The sequence below is a fragment of the uncultured Psychroserpens sp. genome (assembly GCF_947503375.1).
In the GTDB taxonomy this organism is placed as follows: Bacteria; Bacteroidota; Bacteroidia; order Flavobacteriales; family Flavobacteriaceae; genus Psychroserpens.
In genome coordinates, this window is the sequence record NZ_CANNDQ010000007.1 from 25,895 (window position 1) to 39,699 (window position 13,805).

At 32.8% G+C, this 13,805-nt stretch carries 14 protein-coding genes; 7 read left to right on the top strand and 7 right to left on the bottom strand.

Features of this window, described 5'->3' with window-relative positions; translation table 11 throughout:
* Together Q0876_RS12395 and Q0876_RS12400 are read left to right on the top strand one after the other, a co-directional pair.
* Positions 1-324, top strand: coding sequence for a hypothetical protein (locus Q0876_RS12395; RefSeq protein ID WP_299228341.1), 324 nt, complete (start codon positions 1-3; stop codon positions 322-324).
* Positions 324-1,097, top strand: a complete 774-nt coding sequence (locus tag Q0876_RS12400; protein WP_299228343.1) for an RMD1 family protein — start codon at positions 324-326, stop codon at positions 1,095-1,097. Before Q0876_RS12395 ends, Q0876_RS12400 begins: the two co-directional genes overlap by 1 nt.
* A gap of 53 nt (positions 1,098-1,150) precedes the next feature.
* Here Q0876_RS12400 and Q0876_RS12405 read toward each other — a convergent pair whose 3' ends face one another.
* Genes Q0876_RS12405 through Q0876_RS12430 form a run of 6 tightly spaced genes read right to left on the bottom strand, consistent with a single transcriptional unit; the run spans position 1,151 to position 8,078 of the window.
* The gene (locus Q0876_RS12405) at positions 1,151-2,521 is read right to left on the bottom strand and encodes a mannosyltransferase (RefSeq protein ID WP_299228345.1); all 1,371 of its coding nucleotides are present in this window, start codon (positions 2,519-2,521) and stop codon (positions 1,151-1,153) included.
* Positions 2,521-4,011 (bottom strand): cellulose synthase family protein, encoded by a 1,491-nt coding sequence (locus Q0876_RS12410; RefSeq protein WP_299228347.1) that lies wholly within the window; start codon positions 4,009-4,011, stop codon positions 2,521-2,523. Before Q0876_RS12410 ends, Q0876_RS12405 begins: the two co-directional genes overlap by 1 nt.
* Positions 4,008-4,700, bottom strand: coding sequence for a glycosyltransferase family 2 protein (locus Q0876_RS12415; protein WP_299228349.1), 693 nt, complete (start codon positions 4,698-4,700; stop codon positions 4,008-4,010). The genes Q0876_RS12410 and Q0876_RS12415 overlap by 4 nt, the downstream gene beginning before the upstream one ends.
* Positions 4,697-5,173, bottom strand: a complete 477-nt coding sequence (locus Q0876_RS12420; RefSeq protein ID WP_299228351.1) for a hypothetical protein — start codon at positions 5,171-5,173, stop codon at positions 4,697-4,699. The genes Q0876_RS12415 and Q0876_RS12420 overlap by 4 nt, the downstream gene beginning before the upstream one ends.
* 8 nt (positions 5,174-5,181) lie before the next feature.
* Positions 5,182-6,771, bottom strand: a complete 1,590-nt coding sequence (locus Q0876_RS12425) for a 4Fe-4S dicluster domain-containing protein (protein ID WP_299228353.1) — start codon at positions 6,769-6,771, stop codon at positions 5,182-5,184.
* Positions 6,772-6,773: 2 nt separating this feature from the next.
* Entirely contained in the window at positions 6,774-8,078 is a 1,305-nt protein-coding gene (locus Q0876_RS12430; protein ID WP_299228355.1) for an FAD/NAD(P)-binding oxidoreductase, read from the bottom strand.
* 204 nt (positions 8,079-8,282) lie between these two features.
* Between Q0876_RS12430 and Q0876_RS12435 the strand changes: the two genes are divergently transcribed.
* The 5 genes from Q0876_RS12435 to Q0876_RS12455 all read left to right on the top strand — a co-directional run bounded on the left by Q0876_RS12435 (position 8,283) and on the right by Q0876_RS12455 (position 13,068).
* Positions 8,283-8,990, top strand: a complete 708-nt coding sequence (locus Q0876_RS12435; RefSeq protein WP_299228357.1) for a DUF547 domain-containing protein — start codon at positions 8,283-8,285, stop codon at positions 8,988-8,990.
* 18 nt (positions 8,991-9,008) lie between these two features.
* Positions 9,009-9,908, top strand: a complete 900-nt coding sequence (locus Q0876_RS12440) for a hypothetical protein (RefSeq protein ID WP_299228359.1) — start codon at positions 9,009-9,011, stop codon at positions 9,906-9,908.
* Positions 9,909-9,944: 36 nt separating this feature from the next.
* Positions 9,945-10,943, top strand: coding sequence for a glycoside hydrolase TIM-barrel-like domain-containing protein (locus tag Q0876_RS12445; RefSeq protein ID WP_299228360.1), 999 nt, complete (start codon positions 9,945-9,947; stop codon positions 10,941-10,943).
* 63 nt (positions 10,944-11,006) lie between these two features.
* Positions 11,007-12,266, top strand: coding sequence for a POTRA domain-containing protein (locus tag Q0876_RS12450; protein WP_299228362.1), 1,260 nt, complete (start codon positions 11,007-11,009; stop codon positions 12,264-12,266).
* 70 nt (positions 12,267-12,336) lie between these two features.
* On the top strand, positions 12,337-13,068 hold the full coding sequence (locus tag Q0876_RS12455) for a metallophosphoesterase (RefSeq protein WP_299228364.1): 732 nt from the start codon (positions 12,337-12,339) through the stop codon (positions 13,066-13,068).
* Here Q0876_RS12455 and Q0876_RS12460 read toward each other — a convergent pair whose 3' ends face one another.
* Positions 13,069-13,782 (bottom strand): TIGR04283 family arsenosugar biosynthesis glycosyltransferase, encoded by a 714-nt coding sequence (locus tag Q0876_RS12460; protein WP_299228366.1) that lies wholly within the window; start codon positions 13,780-13,782, stop codon positions 13,069-13,071.
* Between the last annotated feature and the right edge of the window lie 23 nt (positions 13,783-13,805).

Here is a 13,805-nt window from a genome sequence, read left to right on the forward strand (position 1 = left end):
ATGAACAAAAAAGACAATCTTAAGCGCGTAATTGTTGATTTTAAAAAATTAACACCAGAAATTTTAGCCTTGTTAGTAGATAAATATCCCGACGGCTATGACGATGATCAAATCATCTCATTTAAAAATGCTAATAATGAAATTATTGAGGCTGTAGAGGTTACTACTACAGATACTAAATATTTGGTAAAGGTTAGTACTAAACTAGCGGTAACCATGGAAAATTATGATGAAGAGGACTATGAAGATTTTGATAATGATGATCCTGAAGCAGTTCAAGATCCCAATATGAGTTCAGACGAATTGTCTGATGACGATGACTGATGTTTAAAGTTATTGCTTATCAGGTTGCTAATGCTATTAATATCAAAAAAGCAAGGCAACAATTGGATTGGAAACTTTTATTTCAAGATAGCGATGAGTTGTTCTATGAATACAATGCTGATAAATTTGTATACTTATTCCAATATGGAATGGTAAGCTTCTTCAATTTAACTTCAGCTGAAATCAATCAGGTGTTAGTTGAGATTAAATCATTTTGTAATGCCTACATTGCAGAAAAGCTTTCAGAAGAAATTAATGTAAGTATTGAAGATTCTCTTAAGGTTGAATTCGATAAAATTATTTTACCAGAAATAAATGCAGAGATGATTCGTTTAGTGATGCTAAATGCGTCTCAGTCTGTTGCACTAACACGTTATTCAGAAATTACTGAGGCCTTACTTATTGAGACCAATGAACATACTAAATATTTAGAAGCAAAAGGTAAGTTAGACATTTCGGGACCCAAATTGAAACGTTTTATTGGCAAAACTTTAAATATCAAAAATAAGATTTCTGAAAACCTTTATATATTTGATGCACCAGACATTGTTTGGGAAGATGAAACCTTGAATAAACTTAACTTAGACTTAAAACAAACCTTTGACCTAAAAGATCGTTATCGTTTTATTCATGATCGGATTAATATTATCAAAGAGAATTTAGAGCTTTTTAAAGATATTATGGATCATAAAGAAAGTAGTAAACTGGAATGGATTATCATTATTCTAATTCTAGTTGAAGTTGTAGATATGTTTATTTTAAAACTTATCTAATCAAAGTAAGACTTCAATAATAGCTCTAATTAAAGTCAAGTAAAAAGGAAAGACTAACTAATTTTTGTTGGTTTTTCCTTTTTTATAAAAACTTCCCATACAAAAAAGGCATAGACCATAATGTATTCTATGGAAATTATCCATAAGTTTTCAGATTTATCGGCTTTGTTAATATTGAGGTATGCCAAATAGCTCAATATTATCATAAAGCTCCATACTATTGGGTATCTGTAGTTTGTATACACACATAGTATTACTAATGTAGCTAAATACCAGGGATGTATAGTGGTACTTAAAAAAAGGTAGATGGTAAAAACCAATAACATATTTGAGATAAGTACTCGAATATTGAAGTTCTTTTTACAAAGAGCTATTGCTACAACAAACAAAAAAACAATCAAGGGTAAAATTTTACCTATGATTTTAATTTCATTATAACCTCTAAACCAATATCCAATTTCACGAAAGAGATAGTAAATACTCGCATTGAATTCGAAATTCTGAAACCAAAGACCTACAGTTTTTGAGTAATTGTTTACAAAATCCAGAGAGAAGAAAGGAGCAAAGAGAATAAGTGTCGAAATACCAATAATGCTGTAAAACCCAATGAGACACATGATTCCCTTTCTTGTGGTTTCGCTTTTTTTAATGAAAAACCAAAACACCAATGGTAGAAACAAAAGCGGTATAAGTTTTACTGAAACTGATAAAGCAAATACAATTGCTGCCCATTTCCATTTGCCTAAGTGTAATAAATACAAACTCCATATAAGAAAGAAGATCATTACACCTTCAAAATGAAGATTACCCGTAAGCTCTATAATAATAAATGGATTTAGAAGATACCAAAAGATATTCTTAACAGGAATATTCAATTGTTTTAATAATCGCTTTCCGTAGAAAAAAATTCCTAGATCGGCTAAAATAATGATGAGTCTTAAACCAATTACTGTGCCTAAAATACTGTGCTTAGAAAATAAATTTGCGATTATAAAGCACAATTGATTTACTGGAGGATAGTTTGTAAAATGACTCCCATTGAGCTCACCCATCCCAGCATATAAGGCTTCGGCTTGTTTCACAGGTAAATCACCAGATTGTATGAAAGACTCAGGCGTATATAAATATGGATTGAATCCTTCTAGAATCATGCGACCATCCCAAATAAAACGATAAAAGTCTTGAGATAGATTTGGAATTGCCAAAATAAAGATTGCACGACTTAAAAACGCTATTACGGTTAAGAACCTGATGTTGTTTTTGGTGAATTTTAGAAGTATAACAAATACCAACCAAAGCAAACTATATAAGCTAACAAGCTTTATGTAATCGGTTCTAATTAAATCATAAGCGAAGCACCAATAGAGGAACAAGCTAACAAATGTGAGCAGTAAAGGAACTTTATTAAGCTTCCAAAACTGCATTACATCTTAGATGAAAGCGATTTAAAAAATACATAACCAAACCCTATAAATAACATTAAATGGAATGGGAATAATCCAAAATCACCTCCTTGATCACCAACAATAAATGCGCTGTAAAGACCAAACCCAAAGTAGAGCATCAAAAGGCCTTCAATAATCACATGAGGTGATAACTTCTTTCTAAGGTATTTGTTACCTTTCCATGAATCACGCAAGGTACTAATGTTGAATTTTGGTGTACGAACAAACTCACTGCGCTTTCCTACATGTCCTTCTAATACAGCTATTGAGTTATGAAGTGAAAAGCCCATTGCTATCGAGAAAAACGTAAAGAACATAGCGATGTAACCAAAAAATTTCTTAAAACCACTACCATAAATTTGTTTATACATAAACCAATAACAAATAAAGAAAATAACAGTACTCATTACGAAAAAGCTCATAAAGTAAAAGTAAAAACGTAAATGTGCGTATTCGTTTTTGATATATAGCATTGGGATACTCAAAACAGCAACTATGAATACATTCAAGAACATAGTGCTATTCAGTAAATGTAATAAACCGTGTACCTTAGTTTTTGTTGAGATATTTTTAGATTTTATAACGCGCCAAAGCATTTTTCTAAAGTTTTCTGCACCACCTTTATTCCACCTAAATTGCTGTGATCGCGCTGCACTTATTACTACTGGTAACTCAGCTGGAGTCTCTACATCTTCAAGATATTTGAATTTCCAGTTTTTGAGTTGTGCTCTATAACTTAAATCTAAATCTTCAGTTAAAGTATCTCCTTCCCAATTTCCAGCATCAATAATACACTCTTTTCTCCAAATGCCAGCAGTACCATTGAAGTTAATAAAATGTCCTTTACTGTTTCTTCCTACTTGTTCTAAGGTGAAATGCGCATCGAGAGCAAATGCTTGTATTTTGGTTAAAATGGAATAATTTCTATTAATGTGTCCCCAACGTGTTTGTACTACACCAATACGATGGTCTTTAAAATAAGGTATTGTGCGTTTTAGCCAATTCTTTTTCGGGAGAAAATCGGCATCAAAAATAGCGATATATTCCCCTTTTGCTATTTTCAGCCCTTCTTTTAAAGCACCAGCTTTGAATCCAGTTCTATCTGTTCTCGTAATGTGCTTAATATCTAAACCATTAGTTTGTAGCTTTTCTATTTGTTGTCGTGTAGATATAACGGTTTCGTCTGTAGAGTCATCTAGAACTTGAATTTCTAACTTGTCTTTCGGGTAATCGATCAATGCAATGTTATTAAGCAACCGCTCCATAACATACATTTCATTGAATACAGGTAGTTGTATGGTGACAAATGGAACTTCGTTTGGCTTAGATAAATCGAAAGTTTCACAAGGGTCATTTACTTTTTTAGATGATAAGTAGTTATAAAGTAAGTTGAGCTGTGCTAGCGCATACATGAAAATGAGCAATATAGCTATTGTGTAAATAACGATTATGATAGTTTCAAGAATCATTTTTTAAAACTGTATTTAAAAATCCAACCTAAGATTTTTACGCCTGCAAATATAGCACCTTTTAACGTACCTGAAACTTTTGAGACACCTATTCTATTCCTGTAATTTACAGGGACTTCTGTATAATTTAATTTTTGCCGCAAGACTTTTAATTGCATTTCAACTGTCCAACCATAAGTTTTATCCTCCATTTGTAGCAGTAAAAGCGTGTCATATTTAATTGCTCTAAAAGGCCCAAGGTCTGTGAATTTAGCATTAAAGATCATTTTCATTAATGTTGTTGCCAACCAATTTCCAAAAATTTGAGGGAAGGTCATTGATCCTTTTTCTCTTAATGTTTTTACTCTTGCGCCAACCACAAAATCAAGATTCTCATTTATAATTGGAGATACAATTTTATTCAAATCTTCAGGATAATCACTGTAATCACCATCTAAAAATACAATAATATCAGGTTTGTTTTGCTGTTTAGACACATAATCCATTCCTTTTAAACAAGCGTAACCATATCCTTTTCTAGATTCTAAAAGTACTGTAGCACCAGCATTTTTGGCATTAATTTCAGTATCATCGTTTGAATTATTACTAACAACAATTATTTCATCAACAATTTCTGGAATATCTTTTATAACATGTGCTATGGAAGCTCCTTCATTGTAAGCAGGAATGATGACTTTTATATGTGTCATTGGAGGTCTCTTAAACTATTTTCTTTTCTAAATGAACGAAAATCTGTCCATTCTTTAATCTTCTTTCCTTCAACATATTTAACCGCAGATATTAATTTCTCATTTTTATACATGAGGCAATATCCGTTTTTTTGATTGTTTTTTAACTGACATTTGTGATTTATTTTTTCTTGTGAATCATAAAATAACCACCATTTTATTTTTTTGTCATTGAGATAGTGACCTTCACTTTCCTTAGTGCCATCTGCTCTATATATTCGCCAATATTTTATTTTCTTACCTTCTTTATAATGACCTTCACTTTTGAGATTGCCATTTTTATGATAGAATTTCCAGTACCTTACTTTTTGAGTATTATTAATCCAGCCTTCAGAAGCTAGAGAGCCACTTTCAAAATAAGTACGTTGATATGTTTTCTGCGCATGAATACTAACGCTTAAAAGCACTGTAATGATTAAGAAGCTGTATTTCATTTTTGAAATTATTTCTGGTTCACTAAATCCATTAGATCAACGTCATTTCCTAATAAAATTTCTGTTGGGTTGATTCGACCTTTCATCGTATCATTCTCTAACTTTAAAACACCTCTAGGGCAAACAGCAGAACAAATACCACAACCTACACAACTTGAACGCACAATGTTTTCTCCTTTTTGGGCATAAGCGCGAACATCAATTCCCATTTCGCAGTATGTAGAACAGTTACCGCACGAAATGCATTGACCTCCATTTGTCGTGATTCTAAAACGAGAGAACATACGCTGTTGAAAGCCTAATATAGCTGCCATAGGGCAACCAAATCTACACCATACTCTGTTTCCAAAAATAGGATAGAACCCAGTACCAATAACACCAGAAAAAATAGCACCAATCAAAAAGCCATATGTAGATCTTAATGTTTCTGCTTTAAATAAGAAGAGTTTTGTTTCTGAACTGAATAGATGTATGCCAATAAGCGCAATTATAATTACAAAGTAGCCAATTGCGCCATATTTTGCATCTTTACCTAGCTCATTACGTTTGAAGATCATTGTTAGAACGAAGACTAAGGTCAAGAATCCAGCTACAGCATATAAAAAGACCGCTCTAGTTAGCCAATACTTGTTTGGATCGTAACCTAAATAAGTGTATATCACAGCAGTAGTCATTAAAACAACAAATACTAAGACACTGTGTATTACCCAGCGCTCAACTCGCCATGCTTTTTGACTTTTATCACTTAATTGTCTGAATGCATCTCCAGCAGTTTCTGCTAATCCGCCACAGCCGCAAACCCAAGAACAATACCAGCGTTTACCATATTTAAAGGTTAGAATTGGTGTGATGACAAAGATAGACAAGATACCAAAAATGAGCATAGCCATACCAATAGTTCCACCATTAATGAATGCATTAATACGATATTGCTCAAAATTGTAATAGTTAAGTGGCCATACATTTTTAAGATCATAATAAGGTAGATCAGAATTCATAACATACATGAACTCTGGAATTAAAAAAGCAAAAGCTAATTGAAAGAACATTACAGAAATGGTTCTAATCTGTTCATAGCGATTGTGTCTGTATTTAAGAATAAACTTATAACCAAAGGCTAAGATAGCTATGGTGTATAGTGTGCCATAAACAAACCATTGGCTTGCAGGCCTACCGCTTAAGAGTTTGCTTAATGGATCAAATAAAGCAATCAAACCTGTATTTGCTTCACCATTAGTACTAGCACCAAGTAAGCCTTCATAGAAATACAATACCACATAAAAAGAGGTTAATATAATTCCAGTTAACCAGCCTAATGTGCCTCGAGATGAAATTGACTTAAACCATACGCCATCGTTTCTGATTCCCTTTAATTTAGTCAAGTAAGCATCGTTAGCATAAATTACAGTGCCAATACTTATCATTACTAAAGAAAGAGTAAGCATGATAGATGCTTTAGGTAATTTAATATTGAAAAGTGCTAACACTAAAATAAACAGTCCTACTACACCTAATCCAACAGCTAGTTTTTGTTTTTTTGATAGGTCTTGAGCGTCTGGTTTTGCTAGAGACATGCTTGGGTTTAATTTGTTACTCATTATTATGCGGTTTGTAGTTGTTTATGATATGCGCTTAAAATACCTTCTTCAAAATGGGTGTAAAACTCTGGGTCAAAATTAGCTTCAGAAAGATGATTCATAACATAATCAACATCCCGTTTTTCTGTGAGCCATTTATCAAAAGTTTCGTGTCGCATACGTATTCCAAAAGTATTGATGCCCAAGAACGCATTAGTCTCTTTATGATACGCTATAGTGATGCATTTGGTGTCATCTTCATGTATCCAATGAAAATGGCGTTCATAGTCTTGTTTGTTACGTTCACTAAATACCCAGCCATAGGTTTGATATTCTATATCAAGAAATTTAGCCGAATTGAACCAATGTCCTGGTTTGTATTGAATGCGATTGCCACAAATAGTCTGTGCTAAGGTTTCACCCATCATTCTGCCAGTATACCAAACTGCTTCAATAGGTCTGCGGTTTCCAATGGCTTCATGCTGTTCGGCACAATCACCAATTGCATAGACATCAGGAATATTGGTTTCCAGATAACGATTTACTTTTACACCACGACCAGTTTCAATATTTGATGATTTAACAAAATCAATATTTGGTGATACACCAGCAGTCAAACCCACTACATTACAAGCTATCTCTTCACCTGTTTCTTCAATGATTACAGACTTAACCTTACCATTCTCATCACTTTTGATTTCTTTTAAGTTGGTAGACAAACGTAAATCGATATGGTGATTTTTTATATGACGGTTTATCATTTCGCTTTCGCCTTCAGGCAAAACACCATTCCAAAAACTAGACTCACGAACTAAAAATGTTACAGGTATATTTCTAGAGTTTAACATTTCAGCTAATTCAATTCCAATAAGTCCACCACCAACAATTACTGCACGTTTACAGACTTGGTTGTTTGGTGCATGTATTTCTAAGTTTTCTAAATCTTGTTTATGATACATTCCCATTACACCATCTAGATCTTGACCTGGCCATCCAAATTTGTTCGGTTTACTACCTGTTGCTATGATTAATTTGTCATAATTCAAAGTTTTACCATCGGTAAATTCTAAAGCCTTATTATCTGTGTCAATACGTTCAACATAGCCTTTTTTAAGCTCGATTCTGTTCTTTTTCCAGAATCCATGTTCATAAGGTTGTGTATGTTCAAATTTCATGTGTCCCATATAAATATACATGAGTGCTGTTCTTGAAAAGAAATACTCTGTTTCGGCAGATACGATTGTGATTTTTTTATCAGAAAGCTTTCTTATATGTCTTGCTAGTGTGACACCAGAGATTCCGTTTCCAATGATAACGATGTGCTCCATAATTTTTTGGTTGTTATGACGACTCTGTCGAAACTAAAGATAAGAACTTAATTGAGCATTCTAATTTATATCTGTTTTAAATTAAGTATTCTTTGTAAGGGTTTTAAAAAAAATGAGACACTGAATTTTTTTCAAACTCCTTGTAAGTATCATGTTTTTAAACGACTTAGCGATAGTGAATTTTTCAATTTAAGACATTTAATTATGAAATATAAACTATCTGTTCTATTACTTTTTGCAAGCTTAAGTTTTAGTTTTTCTCAAGAGACATCTTCATTTTTTAAAGCTGCTGATGCTTTCTTTAAAGCAAATGTTTCAAACGGGAAAGTAGCTTATGTGAATATCAGTAAAGATCCAAAAGCGTTAAATCAATTGGTAAATATGGCAGCATCCATTTCTGTATCAGAAAATGATGACAAGACCTATCAAGCTTTTTGGATCAATGCATATAATATTTTTGTTATAAAAGGAATAATTGAGAACTATCCAATTAAATCACCTTTAGATAAAACAGGCTTCTTTGATAAAACCCAACATAAAATTGCTGGAGAGTTGATAACATTAAATGATATTGAAAATAAGAAACTAAGAGCTCAGTTTGAAGATGCACGTTTTCATTTTGTACTTGTATGTGGCGCTATTGGCTGCCCGCCACTTATCAATAAGGCTTATCTACCTAAGACCTTAGAACGTCAATTACAGAAGCAGACAGAGATAGCACTTAATAATCCAGGCTTTATTAAAGTAAAGAAAAATAAAGTAGAGCTTTCTGAAATTTTTAAATGGTATAAAGAAGATTTTACAAAAAATGGAACAGAAATAGCATACATCAACCAATTCAGAGATGAAAAGATCTCTACAAAGGTCAAAGTATCTTACTATGCTTATAACTGGAATTTAAATAAACAATAACTATCAAATACAACTAAAATGAAAAAGATAATCGCATTAACTACAATGCTATGCTTCACATTATTTGGCTTTTCACAAGATGATACAGAAGAGCAAAAAAGTGTTATTCAAGAGTATACACCGTCAAAATTATTAGAAAAAGGACAGTGGGACATAAAATGGTTCAATAATCTATACACACAAACTGAGAGTACTTTCTCTGATGGTAAAGAACCGAGACAAACCTTTTTTACATCTACGATAGACGTATTCACTGGTATTTCAAATAGCAATAGGTTTAATGTTGGTTTACTAGTAGAGTTTCGCTCAAATGTTGTAAGCGATAGAAATGCTTTAGATGTATTTTCATTTGATGGTGAACGTGGTACGGCTCGATCTGGATTTACCTCTTTTGCTCCAGCTATTAAATTTAATCCATTAAAGAATGTAAGTAATTTTACCATTCAAACCGCATTTCATATCCCATTAATAGATCAAGAAACAGAAGACAGTGTCTTTTTAGATCAAAAAGGCTTTATTTTTCAAAATCGTTTCTTTTATGATTATACATTTCCAAGTGGTGATTGGCAGATCTTTACAGAATTAAATACGGAATACAATTTTGGTAAAAAAGCTGAGCAAGACGCCAATTTTGATACTGTAGAAGGAAGCTTTGCTAATAATAGTTTATTATTGACGCCTGGAGTGTTTTTAAGCTATTTCCCGAGTCAGAAATTTACAATTTTAGCCTTGGTACAACATCAACAACGTATTGATACTGGAAATGATTTCGAGCAAGATTTTACAGCCGTAGGAGGTGGTGCAAAATATCAATTGACTAAAGTTTTGAATATTGAAACCTTATATACCAATTTTGTTAGAGGAAATAACACAGGTCTCGGACAAACATTTAACATAGGCTTAAGAGCATTATTCTAGCCTTTAGTATTAAATTAGGAGTCTAAATTAAATCTCATGATCAGTTTTAGACTTCTTTTTTTATGCATTTTTATCACCTCATGTGCCGCTCAAAATGAAAAAATTAATGGGTTGAGCTTTGTAGCTTCATCAGACGTTATTAACGAAACCCATACCAGGCCTGTAGTAAATATTGGAGCCAATTACGCAGCAATAATGCCTTTTGGTTTCATAAGAAAATTAAATAATCCAAAAATAGTACATAATACTAGTGGACAATGGTTTGGAGAAACTAGAGCAGGAGCTAAGCAGTATATTAGTGAGCTCAGAAAGAAGAACATAAAAATAATGGTTAAACCTCAAATTTGGGTTTGGGGAGGAGCGTTTACAGGTTATATAAAAATGACCAATGAAGAGGACTGGAGAACCTTAGAAGACTCTTATTCTGAGTTTATATTAGAATATGCCAATTTAGCTCAGGAAACCAAAGCAGAACTATTATGTATTGGTACTGAACTAGAGAATTTTGTGAAAGCACGTCCAAAGTATTGGGCCAACCTCATTAAAAAAATTAAAGCTGTTTACAAAGGAAAACTCACCTATGCAGCCAATTGGGATGAGTTTAAGCATACGCCTTTTTGGGCTGATTTAGATTATATAGGAGTTGATGCTTACTTCCCAGTGAGTGATAATAAAACACCATCGGTTGAAGATTGTAAAACAGGATGGCAAAAGCATAAAACGATTATCAAATCCATTTCTGAAAGATTCAATAAACCTATTCTATTTACTGAATATGGTTATAGAAGTATGGATTACACAGGGAAAGAACCTTGGGAAAGTGATCATACAATTACATCGTTGAACTTTGAAGGTCAAACCAATGCTACTCAAGCTTTGTTTGAAGAATTTTGGGACGAAACTTGGTTTGCAGGTGGTTTTATTTGGAAATGGTTTCATAAGTATAAAGAAAGCGGAGGCAAAAATAATAATCAGTTCACACCTCAAAATAAACCTGTAGAAGCGATCATCAAAACATTTTATAAATCAGATTAAAATACTCATAATTTACCGTAAGGATATGTGATGTAAACGACAAAAGAAACTAATAATCATCACATGAAATACTTAGTCATTTTATTTTTTCTAGTTGCTTATATTTCAAATGCCCAAGAGTATAAAGTAGCCGATTTAAAGATCCAAGGAAATAAGAAACTCAAATCTTCATTCGTAAAAAAAATTTCTAAAACTAGAACAGGTGTAGTATTAGACTCTTCTATGATTGAAGCTGATATTAAGCTGCTTAAACGTTTGCCATCCATAGCACATGCCTATTATCAAGTGTTTCCTGCAGGAGAAAACACCTATAATGTATTTTATAATATTGAAGAGAATTTTACCATAATACCTTCAGCAAATGTCTATACTACTAATGATGATGAATTTGCGTATCGTTTAGGACTCTACGAGTTTAATCTCTTTGGTCAAAACATAACGTTTGGAGGTTTCTATCAAAAGGATATATACGATTCTTATGCTTTGAACTTTAGAGCACCATTTTTATTTTCTAGACGATTTGGTCTAGCAGTAAACTATCAAGATCTTACCACCCAAGAACCAGTGTTTTTTGATAATACCACTGCAGATTATAAATATAATAATGAGTCGTTTGAAGTTTTAGGGTTATTTCAACTTAATTTTACCAATCGTTTTGAATTAGGACTCAATTATTTTACTGAAGATTATGAGTACAAGTTTGGCGCAACAAACCCAAATGTACCTCAAGAACTTCGAGTTCATAAGCTATTATATAAACTCATTTATGAATACAATAACTTGAATTATGACTATCAATATGTCGAGGGATTTAGAAGTATTTTGAATTTTCAATATGTAACTTCTAGAAATGAAGCTCAGCTTCCAGATTTTTTGATTGGTTGGAATGACTTTCAGTTTTTTAAGCGTTTAGGTAAAAGGGGAAATTGGGCAAACCGATTGCGTTTAGGTTTAGCTACAAATAACGATACACCATTTGCACCATTTGCTGTTGATAATAATCTAAATATTCGTGGCGTTGGTAATACTATAGACAGAGGTACGGCAGCTATTGTACTCAATACCGAGTATAGACATACACTGTACGAAAAAGGATGGTTTTCTCTTCAAGGGAATGCTTTTTTAGATGCTGGTAGTTGGCGAAATCCTGGAGGTGATTTTGGTGATTTTGGTGATACTCAAAATCTGCGCGTATATCCTGGCCTTGGTTTACGCTTTATACATAAAAAAATCTTTAACGCCATCTTTAGAATCGACTATGGTTTTGGAGTCACAGACAATTCTACTCAAGGATTAGTGTTTGGAATTGGACAGTATTTTTAAGATTAAGTTAACCGTCTACAATTAAACTATATCTAACTAGTTTTTTAGTTTTGTATGAAAAAGTGAATTTATGAGCGTTTTTGTAATAGGAGATATTCATGGTGGTTTAAAAGCACTACAGCAGCTTTTAGAACGACTGCAATTATCTAAAGAAGATCAGCTTATTTTTTTAGGAGATTATGTTGATGGTTGGAGTGAATCTGCTCAAGTGATTCAGTATTTAATAGAATTATCAGAAACCAACGAATGTGTATTCATTAAAGGAAATCACGATGTATGGTGTGAAGATTGGCTACGTACTAGACAAGGTGAACCGGTTTGGTTAGCTCATGGCGGAAAGGAAACGATAGATAGTTACGAAGGCTTTTCTGAAGATAAAAAAAAGCAACATTTATATTTCTTCGAGGATATGCCACTGTATCACATTGATGACTACAACCGTTTGTTCATTCATGCTGGATTTACTTCAATACGTGGTGTAGATTATGAGAAAAATAAAACTAACTGTTATTTTGATCGTACATTATGGGAAATGGCCTTAACCTTGGATAAACGAATACAGAAAACCCCTGCTTTGTATCCTAATAGATTAAAACAATACTACGAAATATACATCGGTCATACACCTACTATTCGTTATAATAACGAAGAGCCAATGAATGCCATAAACGTATGGAATGTAGATACAGGTGCCGCTTTTACAGGTAAATTGTCTGCTATAGATATTGAAACGAAAGCTATATTTCAGAGTGATGTGCTTCTAGATCTATATCCTAACGAGCTAGGTAGAAATAAAAGATAATCAGCAAATATGTTTTTTATAATATGCAAGTAGCTCATCTGCTGTGGCACCAAACCACCTTTTTATATAAATGGTCCAAAAGTGATATTGTAGTTTCCAAATACCGTGTTTTTTGTAAAGTCTAGCTGAGGTATGTATTTTTTTATTAATAACTAAATATTCATTTCTAGCATAGAGTTCGTTGATTAGAATATTGTCTTCGTAAATTACATAACGCTCATCGTAACCACCTATATCTTCAAAGAGGGTTTTAGTTATAAATTGACTTTGGTCACCACCTCTACATGCTCGCCAACTAAATTGTGTAAGCCAACTAGCTAATCGTAACCACCAATGGTTACTGTCAAATTGCATTCTAAAACAACCAGCTTTGTGTCCTTTTTTTACCGCTTCAATAATAAATTTATCAAAATGCTTTGGAGGAAAAGAATCTGCGTGTAAAAAATAGTATATAGTACCTGTGGCATATTTTGTGCCTGTATTCATCTGTTTGGCACGTCCTTTTTCAGAAACGATGAAGATTACATTAGGCTTCTTATTAGACGTGTTTTTATCAATGAAATGCTCAACAATAGTTCTGGTTTTATCTGTACTTCCACCATCAACGATAATTATTTCTGAGACAGTTATAGTTGAAGAAGAATCAACAAGATGTTGAATTAACTGCTCTATAATTTGAGCTTCATTTAAAACAGGAATTATAATACTAATCATATAGTCATATACGAGAAACAGTG